This window comes from Stenotrophomonas sp. YJH_SMC_10, from assembly GCF_059371555.1.
On sequence record NZ_JCAFUS010000013.1, the window covers coordinates 129,397 to 145,734 of the forward strand.

14 protein-coding genes and 1 pseudogene are annotated in these 16,338 nt (G+C 68.3%); 11 read left to right on the forward strand and 4 right to left on the reverse strand.

The window, feature by feature from the left end:
• Nucleotides 1–117: 117 nt before the first annotated feature.
• Nucleotides 118–939: an ABC transporter ATP-binding protein gene (locus AC5P9C_RS16420; RefSeq protein WP_414615065.1), complete on the reverse strand. Its 822-nt coding sequence runs from the start codon at nt 937–939 to the stop codon at nt 118–120.
• A 151-nt stretch (nt 940–1,090) separates the two neighbouring features.
• On the opposite strand from AC5P9C_RS16420, the gene AC5P9C_RS16425 reads away from it, so the two are divergent.
• The 4 genes from AC5P9C_RS16425 to AC5P9C_RS16440 all read left to right on the forward strand — a co-directional run bounded on the left by AC5P9C_RS16425 (nt 1,091) and on the right by AC5P9C_RS16440 (nt 5,165).
• Complete coding sequence (locus tag AC5P9C_RS16425) at nt 1,091–2,293, forward strand: DesA family fatty acid desaturase (protein ID WP_343543575.1); 1,203 nt, start codon at nt 1,091–1,093, stop codon at nt 2,291–2,293.
• On the forward strand, nt 2,290–2,622 hold the full coding sequence (locus AC5P9C_RS16430; protein WP_049468487.1) for an EF-hand domain-containing protein: 333 nt from the start codon (nt 2,290–2,292) through the stop codon (nt 2,620–2,622). The genes AC5P9C_RS16425 and AC5P9C_RS16430 overlap by 4 nt, the downstream gene beginning before the upstream one ends.
• 19 nt (nt 2,623–2,641) lie before the next feature.
• Nucleotides 2,642–3,454 (forward strand): bifunctional DNA-formamidopyrimidine glycosylase/DNA-(apurinic or apyrimidinic site) lyase, encoded by an 813-nt coding sequence (gene mutM, locus AC5P9C_RS16435; protein WP_164688665.1) that lies wholly within the window; start codon nt 2,642–2,644, stop codon nt 3,452–3,454.
• 106 nt (nt 3,455–3,560) lie between these two features.
• Nucleotides 3,561–5,165, forward strand: coding sequence for an OpgD/OpgG family glucan biosynthesis protein (locus tag AC5P9C_RS16440; protein ID WP_414615064.1), 1,605 nt, complete (start codon nt 3,561–3,563; stop codon nt 5,163–5,165).
• A 270-nt stretch (nt 5,166–5,435) separates the two neighbouring features.
• Here AC5P9C_RS16440 and AC5P9C_RS16445 read toward each other — a convergent pair whose 3' ends face one another.
• The gene (locus tag AC5P9C_RS16445; protein WP_164688664.1) at nt 5,436–6,056 is read right to left on the reverse strand and encodes a thymidine kinase; all 621 of its coding nucleotides are present in this window, start codon (nt 6,054–6,056) and stop codon (nt 5,436–5,438) included.
• Nucleotides 6,057–6,157: 101 nt separating this feature from the next.
• Here AC5P9C_RS16445 and AC5P9C_RS16450 point away from each other — a divergent pair, with 101 nt between their 5' ends.
• Nucleotides 6,158–8,134 (forward strand): UvrD-helicase domain-containing protein, encoded by a 1,977-nt coding sequence (locus AC5P9C_RS16450; protein WP_049468492.1) that lies wholly within the window; start codon nt 6,158–6,160, stop codon nt 8,132–8,134.
• 54 nt (nt 8,135–8,188) lie between these two features.
• Nucleotides 8,189–8,716, forward strand: a complete 528-nt coding sequence (locus AC5P9C_RS16455) for a GNAT family N-acetyltransferase (protein ID WP_074725833.1) — start codon at nt 8,189–8,191, stop codon at nt 8,714–8,716.
• Between the two features lie 74 nt (nt 8,717–8,790).
• Here the strand turns inward: AC5P9C_RS16455 and AC5P9C_RS16460 are convergent, their stop codons facing one another.
• Entirely contained in the window at nt 8,791–9,441 is a 651-nt protein-coding gene (locus tag AC5P9C_RS16460; protein WP_049470542.1) for a YceH family protein, read from the reverse strand.
• Between the two features lie 101 nt (nt 9,442–9,542).
• Here AC5P9C_RS16460 and AC5P9C_RS16465 point away from each other — a divergent pair, with 101 nt between their 5' ends.
• The 5 genes from AC5P9C_RS16465 to plsB all read left to right on the forward strand — a co-directional run bounded on the left by AC5P9C_RS16465 (nt 9,543) and on the right by plsB (nt 16,134).
• Entirely contained in the window at nt 9,543–10,466 is a 924-nt protein-coding gene (locus AC5P9C_RS16465) for a 5'-nucleotidase, lipoprotein e(P4) family (protein ID WP_049470541.1), read from the forward strand.
• Entirely contained in the window at nt 10,463–11,188 is a 726-nt protein-coding gene (gene pyrF / locus AC5P9C_RS16470; protein ID WP_049470536.1) for an orotidine-5'-phosphate decarboxylase, read from the forward strand. The genes AC5P9C_RS16465 and pyrF overlap by 4 nt, the downstream gene beginning before the upstream one ends.
• A 218-nt stretch (nt 11,189–11,406) precedes the next feature.
• Nucleotides 11,407–12,228: a S1 family peptidase gene (locus AC5P9C_RS16475; RefSeq protein ID WP_074725832.1), complete on the forward strand. Its 822-nt coding sequence runs from the start codon at nt 11,407–11,409 to the stop codon at nt 12,226–12,228.
• 316 nt (nt 12,229–12,544) lie between these two features.
• Entirely contained in the window at nt 12,545–13,498 is a 954-nt protein-coding gene (locus AC5P9C_RS16480) for a hypothetical protein (RefSeq protein WP_057493723.1), read from the forward strand.
• Complete coding sequence (plsB, locus tag AC5P9C_RS16485) at nt 13,498–16,134, forward strand: glycerol-3-phosphate 1-O-acyltransferase PlsB (protein WP_057493722.1); 2,637 nt, start codon at nt 13,498–13,500, stop codon at nt 16,132–16,134. Before AC5P9C_RS16480 ends, plsB begins: the two co-directional genes overlap by 1 nt.
• Before the next feature lie 81 nt (nt 16,135–16,215).
• Here the strand turns inward: plsB and AC5P9C_RS16490 are convergent.
• Nucleotides 16,216–16,338: pseudogene (locus AC5P9C_RS16490) on the reverse strand (IS110 family transposase); the annotation flags it as partial.

Consider the following 16,338-nt stretch of genomic DNA (forward strand, 5'->3'; position numbering starts at 1 on the left):
GGGCCGGAACCTCCGGCCCGCTGCATTGCATCCTGTAGAGCCGAGCCCATGCTCGGCTGCTGTGTGCTGTGATCACGAGCCGCCGAGCGTGGGGTCGGCTCTACAACCGCATGTCGATTACCCCGCGTACGCGGTCAGCCGGCCTTCCTGCTCGCACACGGTGATCGCGCCCCCGAATACCGCCGACAGCGGCGCGCTGCGCAGCAGCTCGGCGCGGGTACCGTCGGCCTGTACGCGGCCGTCGCGCAGCAGCACCACCCGCTCGATCTCGGGAATGACCTCTTCGATGTGGTGGGTCACCAGCACCAGGGTGATGCCCTGCTGCGCCAGCACCCGCATGGTCGCCACCAGCTGCTCGCGCGCGACCAGGTCCAATCCGGTGGACGGTTCGTCCAGCAGCAGTGCCTGCGGCCGGTTGACCAGCGCGCGGGCGATCAGCACGCGGCGGGTCTCGCCGGCCGACAGCTCGGCGTAGGCGCGTTCACGCAGGGACAGGGCGCCGGTCATCGCCAGCGTTTCGCCGACGCGGGCGCGCATGTCGTCGGTCACCTCGCGGAACGCGGGCACCACGTAGCTGGCGAAGAAGCCGGACAGCACCGCCTGCTCCACGGTCAGCCCCGGCATGTCGGCCAGGTTGCTGCTGAGGTCGCCAGTGACGATGCCCAGCTGCGAGCGCAGCCGGTCCACCTGCCAGCGGTTCTGGCCCAGCACCTTCACGGCCACCGAGCCGTCGCCCAGCGCCAGCGGGTACAGCTCGCGGGTGATCAGCTTGATGAAGGTCGACTTGCCGCAGCCGTTGGGCCCGAGCAGGGCGGTGTGCTGGCCCTGTGCGATGCGCAGGCTAAGCCCGTGCAGCACCTTTACCTGGCCGCGCACCACGGTGGCGCGGTCCAGTTCGATCAACGGGGGCGGCTCCGCGACGGGCGGGGCAGCGGTGATGGCGCTGGTGCGTGGATCAAGGCTCGACAACTCGGGTCCCCAACTGTGAACGGTGCCACGGATGGCGATGCGATACACCGCCGTAGGGATGCAGTTTGCAACGCAAGCGCCCATCATGTCTGCCATCCCCGCGTCGATCCGGAGAGCTGCCATGCCTGATGCCCTGATGTCCCTGTTGACCGGTGGTGTGCTCGGCCTGGGCGGGTGGGCCCTGCTGGCGGTGCTGCTGGTCTTCACCCAGATCACCATCTTCTCGGTGACCCTGTACCTGCATCGCAGCCAGGCTCATCGCGGGGTCGATTTCCACCCGGCGCTGGCCCATGTGTTCCGCTTCTGGCTGTGGCTGACCACCTCGATGATCACCCGGGAATGGGTGGCGATCCACCGCAAGCACCACGCCAAGGTGGAGACCGAGGACGACCCGCACAGCCCGGTCACCCGCGGCATCGGCAAGGTGTTCTGGCACGGCGTGGAGCTGTACCGGGAGGCACGCGGCATGCGCGCGGACATCGAACAGTACGGGCGCGGCACCCCGGACGATGCGATCGAGCGCCACCTGTATACCCCGCACGCCACGCTGGGCCCGGTGCTGCTGCTGGTGATCAACAGCGTGCTGTTCGGCCTGCCGGGCGTGGCGTTGTGGGCGATCCAGATGGCGTGGATCCCGTTCTGGGCCGCCGGCGTGGTCAACGGCCTGGGCCACTGGTGGGGCTACCGCAACTACGAGTCGGCCGATACTTCCACCAACCTCACGCCGTGGGGGTTCTGGATCGGCGGCGAGGAGCTGCACAACAACCACCATGCCTTCCCCAGTTCGGCGCGCTTTGCGATGCGGCGCTGGGAGTTCGACATCGGCTGGAGTGCGATCCGACTGCTGCAGGCGCTGCGCCTGGCCAAGGTGCTGCGGGTGGCGCCGGCCATGGACGTGCGCCCGAACATCGCCGTGCCCGATGCCGAAACCCTGAAGGCGCTGCTGTCGCATCGCTTCCAGGCGATGACGGATTACCAGCGCAACGTGTTCATGCCCGCCCTGCGCGATGAAGCCGCGCAGGCTGGAGCCAAGCTGCGCCGCCTGTTGCCGCGCCGGCTGCGCCGCGGCCTGGTCAATGATGGCCGCTGGCTGAAGCCGGATGGGCGTGCCCAGCTCAGCGCCTGGGTGGCACAGCGCCCGCGCATCCGCACCCTGGTCGAGTACCGCGCGCGGTTGGCGGCACTGCTGGAGGCGCGCGGCCACGATGCTGCCGAGCGCCTGCATCAGCTGCAGGCCTGGTGCCGCGAGGCCGAGGAAAGCGGTATCGCCGCGCTGCAGGCCTACGCCGCACGGTTGAAGGGCTACAGCCTGGTGGGCGCGTGAGGGCAGGGCACGGGCTTCTGCTGGCGCTGCTGCTGCCGGGCGTGGCGCTGGCCCAGGTCACCGACACCGCCAGCTATCTGCAGCGGATGGACAGCGATGGCGACGGCCGGGTGAGTGAATCCGAGTACGTGCAGTGGATGCTGTATGCCTTCGACCACATGGACCGCAATGGCGACGGAGTGCTGAGCGCCGACGAGCTGCCCGGCGGCAAGGGCAGGGCGATCAGCCGCGAGCAGCAGCGGCAGGTGATCGTGCAGCGCTTCCACAAGCAGGATGCCAACGGTGATGGTTTCCTCGACGCCCGTGAGCTGTCCGCGCCGCCGCGTTGAGCGGGCGTAGAATCACCCCATGCCCGAACTACCCGAAGTCGAAACCACCCGCCGCGGCCTGGCGCCGCACCTGCAGGGCCGGCGCGTGCATGGCGTGATCCTGCGCCGCGCCGACCTGCGCTGGCCGATTCCGCCGGAAGTGGCCGAGCTGCTGCCGGGGCAGCGCATCGAGGACATCCGCCGCCGCGCCAAGTACCTGCTGCTGGAGACCGCCATCGGCAGCGCGGTGCTGCACCTGGGCATGTCCGGCAGCCTGCGCGTGCTGCCCGGTGATACTCCGCTGCGCGCGCACGACCACGTCGACATCAGCCTGGACAACGGCCGCCTGCTGCGCTTCAACGACCCGCGCCGCTTCGGCAGCCTGCTCTGGCAGCCGGCCGGCGAGATCCACCCGCTGCTGCAGGGGCTGGGCCCGGAGCCCCTGGACGATGCCTTCGACGGCGATTACCTGTTCGCCCGCAGCCGGGGCCGCAGTGCGGCGGTGAAGACCTTCCTGATGGACCAGGCGGTGGTGGTGGGTGTCGGCAACATCTACGCCGCCGAGAGCCTGTTCAAGGCCGGCATCAGCCCGCTGCGCGAGGCCGGCAAGATCTCGCGCGAGCGCTACCAGCGGCTGGCCGATGCAGTGAAGGAGATCCTGGGCTACGCGATCACCCGCGGCGGCACCACCCTGCGCGATTTCATCAGCCCCGATGGTGCGCCGGGCTACTTCGAACAGGAACTGCTGGTGTACGGCCGTGACGGGCTGCCGTGCCCGAACTGCGGGCGTGCGCTGAAGCACGCCACCATCGGCCAGCGCGCCAGCGTCTGGTGCAGCCACTGCCAGCGCTGAGTCGGGCAGCCAGCGGCAGCTGAACGGGCAGGGCGCGTCTCCGCTGCCCGTTAACGTTTGTCTGCCTATCATGGCCGACCTTCCTCCCTGTGCCTGACGCGCCTGCATGCAACGACGCGACTTCATCCGCAATGCCTCCCTCGCCCTGGCTGCATTCGGCCTGCCGTCCCTGCCCGCGTGCGCGGCCAGCCGGAGCGGCCAGATGGGCCTGCGCCGCCTCGGCCAGCCGCAGCCGTTCGATTTCGCCACCCTGAAGGGCCAGGCGCGCGCGTTGGCGCAGGCGCCCTACAAGAGCCACAAGCGGGTGCTGCCGGGCCGCCTGGAGGGCCTGGACTGGGACCAGTACCAGTCGATCGGCTACCGCCAGGACCATGCGCTGTGGGCCGACCAGCCCGGCAAGTTCCAGGCCAAGTTCTTCCACCTGGGCCTGTACTTCCATTCGCCGGTGCGCATGTTCGACGTGGTCGACGGCAAGGCGCAGGAGCTGGCCTATGACGGTGCGGCGTTCAACTACGGCAAGAGCGGCATCAAGGATGGCGAGCTGCCGGCCGACCTCGGCTTCGCCGGCTTCCGCCTGAACACCCGCAAGGATACCGACCGCGATTTCGCTGCCTTCCTCGGCGCCAGCTATTTCCGCGCGGTCGGCAAGGAAGGCCAGTACGGCCAGTCCGCGCGTGGCCTGGCGATCGACACCGGGATGGGCAAGCCGGAGGAATTCCCGGATTTCATCGCCTACTACCTGGAACAGCCGTCGGCTGATTCGGACACGATCGTGGTCTACGGCCTGCTGGATTCGCCCAGCGTGGCCGGTGCCTATCGCTTCGCGATCACCAACGGTGAAGTGCTGCTGATGGACATCGACAGCGCGCTGTACCCGCGCAAGCCGATCGAGCGGCTCGGCATCGCACCGTGCACCAGCATGTACCAGGTGGGCGAGAACGACCGCCGCATGGGCTGGGACTGGCGCCCGGAGATCCACGATACCGACGGCCTGTCGCTGTGGACCGGTGCCGGCGAATGGATCTGGCGCCCGCTGCTGAACCCGCGCAACCTGCGCTTCAACATGTTCGTGGACCGCAACCCGCGCGGCTTCGGCCTGCTGCAGCGCGACCGCAACTTCGACCACTACCAGGATGACGGCGTGTTCTACGAGAAGCGCCCGTGCCTGTGGGTGGAGCCGAAGGGCGAATGGGGCGAGGGCTCGGTGCAGCTGGTGGAGATTCCCACCGTGGACGAGACCTTCGACAACATCGTGGCGTTCTGGAATCCGAAGGAGAAGCCGCAGCCCGGCCAGGAGCTGCTGGTTGGCTACCGCCTGTACTGGGGCGCCGAGCCACCGGCACGTCCGCCGCTGGCGCACTGCGTGGCCAGCCGTACCGGCCTGGGCGGTGTGGTCGGCAAGAAGCGCGAGTATTTCAGCTGGCGCTTCGCGGTGGACTTCGAAGGCGGCGAACTGGCCAGGCTGATCGACAAGGCCGAGGTCGAGGCGGTGGTGGAAGCCAGCCGGGGCCGGGTCGAGATCGTGTCGGCGCGGCCGCTGCGCGAGATCAACGGCTATCGCGCGATGTTCGACCTGGTGCCGCCGGAAGGCAGTACCGAGCAGATCGACATCCGCCTGTTCCTGCGCAGTGGCGGCAAGACCCTGACCGAGACCTGGCTGTACCAGTACACCCCGCCGCCGGCCGGAGCGCCGGAGCGCACGCTGTACTAAGAGGGGTGCGGGTTTGCAGGGCTTGCAGCCCTGCACCTGCCGGGGCCAAAGCAACCGCAACAGCCGAAGCAGACGCTGGTTTCCTGAGGGTAGGCGGGGTGGGTCCGGTGGCGGGAGACGCCGTAAACCCGTCCATGGGGGCTTGGCCGCGGCATTCATGCCGCGGACGCTCCCGCCACTGGCCCGCCATCCCACGGAATGCCGCTCTGGCTTTGGCCGTTGCCGCTGCTTTGCAGGTGCAGGGCTGCAAGCCCTGCAAAAGAACACCCTTTACAGCGGCAGGGGCGCCTGCGCCGGGTCGATCCGCCCTTCACCGCGCGTGATCTTCTTGAACTCCGCACGGCTGACCGACACGTAGCGGTCGTTGCCACCGATCTCCACCTGCGGGCCGTCCTGCACGGCGTGGCCATGCTCGTCCACGCGCACGGTCATGGTCGCCTTCTTGCCGCTGTGGCAGATGGTCTTGATTTCCTGCATCTCGTCGGCCCAGGCCAGCAGGTACTGGCTGCCCTCGAACAGTTCGCCGCGGAAGTCGGTGCGCAGGCCGTAGCACAGCACCGGAATGCGCAGCTGGTCGACCACCTCGCTGAGCTGCCAGACCTGGGAGCGGGTCAGGAACTGTGCCTCGTCCACCAGCACGCAGCCCATCGGCCCGTTTTCCGCAAGGTCCTGCTCTACCCAGCGCTGCAGGTCGGTGTCGCGGTCGAAGGCCATGCCCTCGGCGCGCAGGCCGATCCGCGAGGCAACCACGCCGGCGCCGGCCCGGTCGTCCAGGCGCGGCGTCAGGATCGCCACCCGCATGCCGCGCTCGCGGTAGTTGTGTGCGCTCTGCAGCAGGGTGGTGGTCTTGCCGGCGTTCATCGCCGAGTAGTAGAAGTAGAGCTTGGCCATCGGCTGATTGTACGCCGCCGCCCCCACTGGCCGAAGCTGTTCAGCAAGCCTGCCGGCCGCCCGCTGTGGTTGTCCCGCCCGCCCGCTACAATCCCCACTCCATGCACGGTCTCAATCCCCCCCAAGCTGCCGCGGTCCTGCACATCGAAGGCCCGTTGCTGGTGCTCGCCGGCGCCGGCAGCGGCAAAACGCGCGTGATCGTGGAGAAGATCGCCCACCTGATCAGCTGTGGCCGCTACCCGGCGCGCCGCATCGCCGCGATCACCTTCACCAACAAGTCGGCCAAGGAGATGCGCGAGCGCGTGGCCAAGCGCCTGCGCGAGCAGGACGCCGATGAAGTGACCATCTGCACCTTCCATGCGCTGGGCCTGAAGTTCCTGCAGATCGAGCACGCTGCCGTGGGCCTGAAGCGTGGTTTCTCGATCTTCGATGCCGATGATGCCGCCGCGCAGATCAAGGACCTGATGCACGGGGCCAAGCCCGATGACATCGAGGACATGAAGAACCTGGTGTCGCGTGCGAAGAACGCCGGCCTGTCGCCCGAGCAGGCGATGGCCGCCGCGCGCAGCAACCGCGAGAAGGAAGCGGCCAGCGTCTACGAGCGTTACCAGCTGCGGCTGACCGCGTTCAACGCGGTCGACTTCGACGACCTGATCCGTCTGCCGGTGCAGATCCTGGAAGAGAACCCGGAGATCGCGCTGGCCTGGCGCGAGCGCATCGGCTACCTGCTGGTGGACGAATGCCAGGACACCAACGACGCGCAGTACCGCCTGCTCAAGCAGCTGGCCGGCGAGAAGGGCAACTTCACCTGCGTGGGGGACGATGACCAGTCGATCTACGCCTGGCGCGGGGCCAACCCGGAAAACCTGCAGCAGATGGGGCGCGATTACCCCGCCCTGGAGATCATCAAGCTGGAGCAGAACTACCGCTGCTCCAACCGCGTGCTGCGCGCGGCCAATGCGCTGATCGCCAACAACCCGCACGAGCACCTGAAGAAACTGTGGAGCGACCAGGCCGACGGCGAGCGCATCCGCGTGTGGGAATGCCGCAACAGCGAGCATGAAGCGGAAAAGGTCGCGGCCGAGATCGCCTTCGTGGCGCAGTCGCGCAAGGTGCCGTGGAGTGATTTCTGCATCCTGTTCCGCGGCAACTTCCAGTCGCGGCCGCTGGAAAAAGCGATGCAGCTGCTGCGCATCCCGTACCACCTGACCGGCGGCACGATGTTCCTGGAGCGCCAGGAAGTGAAGGACACGCTGGCCTGGCTGCGCCTGCTGGTGAACCCGGACGACGACACCGCGTTCATGCGCGCGGTGCAGTCGCCCAAGCGCGACGTGGGGGCCGGTACGCTGGCCAGGCTGGCCGAGCTGGCGCAGGAAAAGGACATGCCGATGGCGCATGTGGCCGAGACCATCGGCGCCCTGCAGCAGTTGCCGCCGCGCGCGGCCAACAGCCTGGCGCGCTTCACCGACATCCTGCGCGACCTGCGGGCACAGATGCGCCAGGTGACGTCCGGCGACATGATCCGCAAGGTGGCCAAGGAATCGGGCCTGCTCAGCGAACTGCGCCAGCAGGCCAAGGAAGAGGCCAGCTACCAGCGCCGCGCCAACAACATCGAGGAACTGGCACAGTGGTTCGAGGGCGGCCCACGCGGTGCCACCGCCGCCGACCTGGCCGGCCAGCTGGCGCTGCTGTCGCGCAGCGACAAGGACGAGGGCGGCAACCAGGTGCGCATGATGACCCTGCATGCCTCCAAGGGCCTGGAGTTCCCCTATGTGTTCATCGTCGGCTGCGAAGACGGCGTGCTGCCGCACCAGGTCAGCCTGGATGAGGGCAACCTGCAGGAAGAGCGCCGCCTGCTGTACGTGGGCATCACCCGCGCCAAGATCCAGTTGTGGATGAGTTACAGCAAGCTCACCCGCAAGTTCGGTGAGCATGTACGGCTGAAGCCCAGCCGGTTCTTCGAGGAAATTCCGGCCGAGGAGATCCAGCGCGATGGTGCCGATCCGGTCGCCGATGCGGCGCGCAAGAAGGAGCGGGCGACGGCGGGGTTGGCGGCGATCGAGGCGTTGTTCGATTGATCCGGCACCCCGGCTCACGGCCTTACAATCGGTTTTCCCATTGGAGATCCGCGCGTGCATCCCATTGAAAGCGAACGCCTGCGCCTGCGCCGGATCGATCCTGACCGCGACGCGGTGCCGATGCTGGCGTTGTTGAATGACCCCGGCTTCCTGCGTTTCATCGGTGACCGCGGCGTGCGTACGGCGCAGGAGGCACGCGACTACGCCACGGCGCGGGTGCTGCCGGCTTATGCGCTGCACGGCTACGGGATGTACGCCATCGAGCGCTTGTCCGATGGCGCGTGGCTGGGCAACGCCGGGCTGGTGCGGCGCGATGGCCTGCCGGGACCGGATATCGGCTATGCGTTGCTGTCCGAATTCGCCGGGCAAGGCTATGCCGGTGAGGCGGCGCGGGCGGTGTTTGCCTATGCGCGTGGCGAGCTGGGCCTGCGCGATCTGTATGGCATCACCGACCTGGACAACGTGGTGTCCGGAAAGATCCTGCTGGGCCTGGGCATGCAGGAGCGCGGGGTGGTCCAGCTGCCGGGCGTGGACAGCCCGAGCCGGCTGTATGCCACGCCGGGTGCGGCCGACGTCGGGTAGTGCCGGCCGCTGGCCGGCAACCAGGCATGACCAGATGCCGGCCAGCGGCCGGCACTACCGCCGCATGTCGACGCTCAACCGCGCAGTTCGGCCAGCTGCGCCTGCAGTTCGGCCACGGCTGCTTCCAGCTGGGCCACGCGCTCGGCCAGGCCCGGCTCGGCCGCGTCGCTGCTGCCGCTGCTGCTGGCGTACTTCGCCGCCAGCGCCGCACCATCCACTTCACCGCACAGCAGGTGCATGTAGCGGTCTTCGCGCTGGCCACTGGCACGCGGCAACACCACCAGCAGCGCGCGCTGCTGCAGGCGCTCGATGGCATGGCGGGCTTCGTCGGTGTCGGCGAAGCGGTGCAGGCGCTCGCTGCGCGTGACCAGCTCGCCCAGCGTCTGCGGCCCGCGCAGCAGCAGCAGCGCCAGCAGCACGGTCTGCTGCCGGGTCAGGTCCAGCGCTGCCTGCAGGCGGTGCTCGTAGCGGTCTGCCCGCGAGGAGAAGTGCTGGCGGGCCAGCCCCAGCGCCTCCAGCTGGCGCAGCGCGTGCTGCACCGTGCCGGCATCAACGTTCATCACCGGCTCGCGGGCGGTCTTCTGGTTGGCGGCCGATTGGGCGGCGTTGACCGTCAGCGGGTAGGTGTCCGGCGTGGTCGCCTCCTTCTCCACCAGGCAGCCCAGCAGGCGGGCCTGCACGGCGTCGAGCAGGGGGACGTCGGGGGTCTGGCTGGAATCGGTCATGGCGGCCTCCGGAAGGGCAACGGGTCAACCGCCAAGCATAGCCGTCCCGGGGCCGCCTTTGCCGGTAAAATGCGCCGGTATATCTGATTGCCGGTGAATCCATGCGTCGTCCCGTTTCCCTGTCCCTGACCCTGCTCGCTACCGCGGCGCTGGGCCTGTCCGCCTGCAAGCGCGTGGAGGCGCCTGCCGCCGAAGCCGCTGCCCCGCAGGCGCCCGCTGCCGCTGCCAAGGCCGAAGGCGCGCTCGATGCCACGGCCAACGACAACCTCAATGCGGTGCTGTGGATGCAGCGCGCGCAGGAGTACAAGGCGATCACCGAGCAGACCTACCGTGCCGCCGCCGACCATCTGGATGTGGCGCTGAAGGAAGCCCATTGGGATGCGCTGGTGCCGGAAGAGCGCGGCAACGATGCCAAGGGCCTGAAGCCGGCGGTGGTGCTGGACGTGGACGAAACCGTGCTGGACAACTCGCCCTACCAGGCGCGCCTGGTGCGCGATGGCAAGGAATACGACGAGCTGAGCTGGGACCAGTGGGTGGCTGAAAAGAAGGCCAAGGCCATTCCCGGCGTGGTTGATTTCGCCAAGGCCGCCAACGCCAAGGGCGTGACCCTGCTGTACATCTCCAACCGCGCCGTGCACCTGAAGGACGCGACGCTGGCCAACCTGCGCGAGCAGGGCCTGCCGGTGGCCGATGACAGCGTGTTCCTGGGCCTGGGCACGGTGGTGCCGGGGTGCGAGCAGGCCGGCAGCGAGAAGAACTGCCGACGCCGCCTGGCCGGGCAGAAGTACCGCGTGCTGATGCAGTTCGGCGACCAGCTGGGTGACTTCGTCGAAGTGACCGCCAATACCAATGAAGGCCGCGACGCGCTGCTGCAGCAGTATCACGACTGGTTCGGCGAGCGCTGGTGGATGCTGCCCAACCCGACCTACGGCGGCTTCGAGCCGGCGCAGTTCAACAACGACTACAGCCAGTCGCGCCAGGCCCGCCACGACGCCAAGCGCGCCGCCCTGGACTACGCCCCGTGAGCCGCGCACCGCTGCCGCTGCGCGATGACGAGCGCCTGATCTTCGCACTGGACGTGCCTGATCGCGTGCAGGCACTGGACTGGGTCGATCGCCTCGGTGACAGCGTGGCGTTCTACAAGATCGGCATGGAACTGCTCGCCTCCGGCGAGTACTTCCAGGTGCTGGACGAGCTGGCCCGCCGCGACAAGCGCGTGTTCGTCGACCTCAAGTTCTTCGACATTCCAGCCACCGCGGCGGCGGTGATCAAGCGCCTGTCGCAGTGGCCGGTCAGCTACGCCACCATCCATGGCTGGCACCCGGCGATGATGGAGGCCTGCGCGGCCGCCAACAGCAGCGACATGCGCCTGCTGGCGGTGACCGTGCTGACCTCGATGGGGCGCGCCGATCTGGCGCAGATGGGCATCGACCGCGAGCCGGTGGACGTGGTGGTCGAACGCGCATTGGCCGCCCAGGCAGCGGGCGTCGATGGCGTGATCGCCTCGGGCCAGGAGGCTGCACCGATCCGCGCCGCGACCGGTAGCGGGTTCTCGATCGTCTGTCCGGGTATCCGCCCCGGTGGTCCGGCTGGCGATGACCAGAAGCGCACCGTCGGCGTGGCCCAGGCCTTTGCCGATGGCGCCGATGCCATCGTGGTCGGTCGCCCGATCCGTCTGGCGGCCGATCCGCAAGCGGCAGCGCGGGCGATCCAGCAGGAAATCGCGTCGGCTCTGGCTGCACGCTGAGCCCACTGCTGACGCCGGTCACGCCGGCACCACGAACGCCATTCCGATCCATGCGGGATGGCGTTCGCATTTGTCGGCCTGCGACTGTCGCAGGCAGCGCATTGCGCCGAAACTGTGCGCGCGTTCGCGCTGCAGGCTTCATCCCTGCTCCCCAATCGATGCACCGGCACGGACCGCGGCCGCGCCGGTTCTAATCATTGATAGAGGAGTACAGGGATATGTATCGCAGCACCTCTTTGTTCATCGGCCTGTTGTTGGCCGCGTCCGCCGTACCCGCCTTCGCCGCGCCACAGGTGCGCGATGCGCCGCGCGTAATCGGCGGCGAAGCGGCACTCGCCGGCGAGTACCCGTTCATGGTCAGCATCCAGGGCATCTTCGACGGCGATTCGGATCATGACCGCCACTTCTGCGGCGGAACGCTGATCTCACCGTCCTGGGTGCTCACCGCCGCGCACTGCCTGCAGGGCGAGCAGCCGATGGGGTTGGCGGTGCTGGGGGGCCAGGCCACGCTCTCCACCGGTGCCGCGCCGCGACCGTCCAACGTCAAGGCGATCCACGTCCATCCGGCCTTCAACAGCGGCAATTCGCTCGAACACGACGTTGCGCTGGTCCAGCTGAGCGCGCCCCTGGAGGGCGCACAGCCGGTGGCACTGCGGCTGCGGCCCGACGCCAGCTACCTCAAGCCGGGCCGCGAGTTCACCGTGATCGGCTGGGGCGACACCGACATCGGCGATGGCCGGATCTACCCCACCCAGCTGCAGACCGCGCAGGTGCCGTTCGTGTCCTTCAGCGACTGCCAGCAGGCCTACGGCGGTGAACTGTCACGCGGCAAGGTGATCTGCGCTGGCCGTGAAGGCGTGGACAGCTGCCAAGGCGATTCGGGCGGCCCGCTGCTGCTGCGCCTGCGCGAGGGCTGGACCCAGTTCGGCATCGTCAGCTGGGGCGAGGGGTGCGCGCTGGCCGGCTATCCCGGGGTTTATGCCCGAATCGCCGAAAAACATGCCGTAGATTTCATTGAGGCGGTTTGGCAACGAGACTGATCCATTAAAATCAAGTAGATACGATGCATTACGTAAAGTGTTGCCTTAACTTGGACGGCAGCGTAGGATCGCCGCCATCCGGTCCTTGACCGGACATGCGCCACAACACTGTCCTCCGGCCTCGTGCCGGCTTGAAGAGCCTGCGATCCCCGTGATCCGGGCTCTTTTTTTATCCCGGTGGCGGTTCTGGGGTCAGATTCCTTCTGCCTGCGGGCAGAAGGAACCGGACCCCCGTGGTTGGAAACCGTGACCGCACGGCTTGCCGCTGTCACGTCGCAGGCCGCAAGATGCGGGCCGGTCCGGGGAGTCCGAATGCATGAGCGTGGCGGTGCGAGGAAGGTCTGCGCGTGGGTGGGGGCTGGCAGCCATGCTGCTGCTGGTCGTGGCGGCGTGCCGCGAGCCTGGCAACGATCCGGCCAGGCCGGCGGCCGAGCCGGTGGCGGCCGTGCAGGCGATGGCATTGCGCCTGGCCGACGATGATCTGGTCGGCTACGCAAAGCTGTCGGTACCGCCAGGCCAGTACCAGCGCCTGCAGCAGGCCTGGGCCGAGGGACACAGCCAGTGGCCGCTGACCGAACTGCCGCTGGGTGACCAGCTGCTGCCGATGCTGGCCGCACTGCGCAAGCCCGGGGCCAGCGCCGAGCTGCAGCGCAGCTTCGACCGCCAGCTGGCCGGCCAGGCCAGTGCCGTGCGCCAGGCTGCACAGTCGATGGGCAACTTCGGCGTGCAGTACCTGCGCCATCAGAAGGGCTACACGCCCGGCCAGCAGGCGCACTACATCGCACTGGTGGAAACCCTTGCCGTCTGGGCGCAGGGCGCGCCGATCAGCGACCGCGCCCGTGCACGCAGCACCATCGCCGCGCTGGTCGGCGCGGCCGGCAAGGTCGGCTTCGATGACGAGGCGGGCCTGCAGGCCGCCGGCATGGAAGGCAGCCTGCAGCAGCTGGCGCCGTTCATCCACACCCTCAAGGCGGTGCTCGGCAGTTACGGGCTGGGCGTGGACGACGCGCTGCGCAGCGTGCGTGGCGAGCTGCTCTCGGTGGAGGGCGACAACGCGCTGGTGCGCCTGCACTACGACCTGGCCGGCCGTGAGATGAGCCTGCAGCTGCCGCTGAGCCGCCGCGAAGGCCACTGGTACCTGACCCGCACCCTGGCCGACACCGATGCGCTGCTGCGCAAGGCCGACGCGGCCCGCGCTGCGGCCTCGCCGTCGCCGGCTGAGGCCCCTGCCGGGGGTGGGGAAGCAGCAACGCCGCCGCCTAAGCCATAATGGCGCCGATGTCGAAACAGAACCCGCTGCCGTTCCCCGGCGAAGAATCCCAGTCGACGCTCGCCGATACGGTGCCGGCGTCCCCCTCGACCGGTACCGGCCCGAACCCGGTACCGCCGCCCGCGCACGCGCGCCCGGCCGGCCGCCGCCCGCTGTGGGCGCGCCTGCTCGGTCGCCTGGTCGAGCCGTGGCTGTCGCTGAAGATCGAACCGGAAGACCCGGGCCAGTACAACGATGGCCGTCCGGTCATGTACGTGCTGGAAGACTACGGCCTGTCCAACGCGCTGATCCTGGACAAGGCCTGCCGCCAGGCCGGTCTGCCGTCGCCGCTGGTGCCGCTGGCCGGTGATCCGACCGGGCGCAAGCGCGCCTACCTGGCGCTGTCGCGGCGCAGTTCCAGCAATTCGCTGATTCCCGAGCAGCGCGGCGCCAAGACCCACTCCGATTCGCTGGCCAAGGTCCTGCAGGCGCACCGCGTGCGCGATGACCTCGACGTGCACCTGGTGCCGGTGTCGATCTTCGTCGGCCGCGCGCCGGACAAGCAGAGCGGCTGGTTTGCGGTGCTGTTCTCGGAAAACTGGGCGCTGGTCGGCCGCTTCCGCCGCCTGCTGGGCCTGCTGCTGAACGGGCGCAATACCATCGTGCGCTTCGCCCCGCCGATCTCGCTGCGCAGCACCGTGGACGAAGGCCTGGAGCCGGAACGCACGGTGCGCAAGCTGCAGCGCGTGCTGCGCACCCATTTCCGCCGCATCCGTGAATCGGTCATCGGCCCCGACCTGTCGACCCGGCGCCTGCTGGTGGACCAGGTGCTGGCCGCCGAGCCGGTGCGCGAAGCGATCGCCGCACAGGCCAAGCGCGACAACTCGAAGCCAGCCGATGCCTGGAAGAAGGCGCACGCCTACGCCTGGGAAATCGCCGCGGACTATTCCAGCCCGGTAGTGCGCTCGGCCAGCTTCATGCTCAGCCACGTGTGGAACCGCATCTATGCGGGCGTGCTGGTGCACCACCTGGACAAGTTCAAGGCCGCCGCGCCGGGCCACGAAGTGGTCTACGTGCCCAGCCACCGCAGCCACATGGACTACCTGCTGCTGTCCTACCTGCTGTACGACCGTGGCATCGTGCCGCCGCACATCGTGGCCGGCATCAACCTGAACCTGCCGGTGGTCGGCACCCTGCTGCGCAAGGGTGGTGCGTTCTTCATCCGGCGCTCGATCCGTGGCAACGCGCTGTACTCGGCGGTGCTCAGTGAATACGTGGCGCAGCTGGTGGCCGGCGGCTATTCGCTGGAGTACTTCGTCGAAGGTGGCCGCTCGCGCACCGGCCGCCTGCTGCAGCCCAAGGGCGGCATGATCTCGATGACGCTGCGTGCGTTCCTGCGCCAGCCGCGCAAGCCGGTGCTGTTCCAGCCCATCTACATCGGCTACGAGAAGCTGATGGAAGGCGGCAGCTACCTGGACGAACTGTCCGGCCGGCCGAAGGAAAAGGAATCGATCTGGTCGCTGCTGTGGGGCATCCCCAAGGTGCTCAAGCAGAACTACGGCCAGGTGGTGGTGAACTTCGGCGAGCCGATCGCGCTGAACGACGTGCTGGCCGAAAAGGCGCCGGAATGGAAGGGCGAGGCAGTGTCCGAGGACGAGAAGCCGGCCTGGCTGTCGACCACCGTGGATACGCTGGCCGAGCGCATCCAGGTGCGCATCAACGGCGCCGCCGACGTCAACCCGATCAATCTGCTGGCACTGGCGCTGCTGTCCACGCCGAAGCACGCGATGGGCGAGGCCGACCTGATCGCGCAGATCGAGCTGTGCAAGACCCTGCTGGCCGAGATGCCGTACTCGGACCGGGTGACGGTGACGCCGCATTCGCCGGAACGGATCATCGCCCACGCCGAGGAAATCAACGTCCTCACCCGCATCAAGCACCCGCTGGGCGATGTGCTCAGCGTCAGCGGCGACACCGCGGTGCTGCTCAGCTACTTCCGCAACAACGTGGTGCACCTGTTCACCGCCTCGTCGTGGGTGGCGTGCTGCTTCCAGAACAACCGCCGCATGAGCCGCACCGGCCTGGTGCAGCTGGGGCGCACGGTCTACCCGTTCCTGCAGGCGGAGCTGTTCCTGCCCTGGAGCGAGGACGAGTTCGCCCAGCGCATCGACCGCACCATCGACGTGTTCGTGCGTGAGGGCCTGCTGCAGAACGTCAACGATGACGATGGCGGCATCCTGGCGCGCAACACCGGGCAGACCGACGAGGTGTTCCGCCTGCGTGCGATCGGCCATTCGCTGCAGCAGGCGTTCGAGCGCTACTACATCGCCATTTCGGTGCTGGTGAAGAACGGCCCGGGCGTGCTTGGCGCCGCCGAGCTGGAGAGCCTGTGCCAGCAGGCCGCGCAGCGCCTGAGCCTGCTCTATGCACCGGCCGCGCCGGAGTTCTTCGACAAGGCCCTGTTCCGCGGTTTCATCCAGAAGCTGCGCGAACTGCGCCTGGTGTGGCCGGACGAGAACAGCAAGCTGCTGTTCGACGAGCGCCTGGACGCCTGGGCCAAGGACGCCAAGTTCATCCTGGGTCGCGAGCTGCGCCACACCATCGAGCGGGTCAGCCCCGAAGCGGCCCGCCCGGACGAACCTGCGCCGCAGGATTGAAGGCAGCGCCGGGTCCTGCCCGGCGAACGGCATGCCAACCCGGGGGGCATCTACCGGGGCGAAGCAGTAGCAACTGTCTTGTCAGGGGCAGCCGAGGGCCACCTCGGCGTCCCGCTTACGGGCGTTTAGGATCACCAGCATTTTGCGCATGACCGCCACGAGCGCCACCTTGCTCGCTTTGCCCTTGGCCTTCAGGCCAGCGTA

Coding starts and splice junctions, on each gene's coding strand:
- AC5P9C_RS16480 (WP_057493723.1), top strand. CDS start 12,545: ATGAGCGTGGCGGTGCGAGGAAGGTCTGCGCGTGGGTGGGGGCTGGCA.
- plsB (WP_057493722.1), top strand. CDS start 13,498: ATGGCGCCGATGTCGAAACAGAACCCGCTGCCGTTCCCCGGCGAAGAA.
- AC5P9C_RS16475 (WP_074725832.1), top strand. CDS start 11,407: ATGTATCGCAGCACCTCTTTGTTCATCGGCCTGTTGTTGGCCGCGTCC.
- AC5P9C_RS16465 (WP_049470541.1), top strand. CDS start 9,543: ATGCGTCGTCCCGTTTCCCTGTCCCTGACCCTGCTCGCTACCGCGGCG.
- AC5P9C_RS16450 (WP_049468492.1), top strand. CDS start 6,158: ATGCACGGTCTCAATCCCCCCCAAGCTGCCGCGGTCCTGCACATCGAA.
- AC5P9C_RS16445 (WP_164688664.1), bottom strand. CDS start 6,056: ATGGCCAAGCTCTACTTCTACTACTCGGCGATGAACGCCGGCAAGACC.
- AC5P9C_RS16440 (WP_414615064.1), top strand. CDS start 3,561: ATGCAACGACGCGACTTCATCCGCAATGCCTCCCTCGCCCTGGCTGCA.
- mutM (WP_164688665.1), top strand. CDS start 2,642: ATGCCCGAACTACCCGAAGTCGAAACCACCCGCCGCGGCCTGGCGCCG.
- AC5P9C_RS16425 (WP_343543575.1), top strand. CDS start 1,091: ATGCCTGATGCCCTGATGTCCCTGTTGACCGGTGGTGTGCTCGGCCTG.
- AC5P9C_RS16460 (WP_049470542.1), bottom strand. CDS start 9,441: ATGACCGATTCCAGCCAGACCCCCGACGTCCCCCTGCTCGACGCCGTG.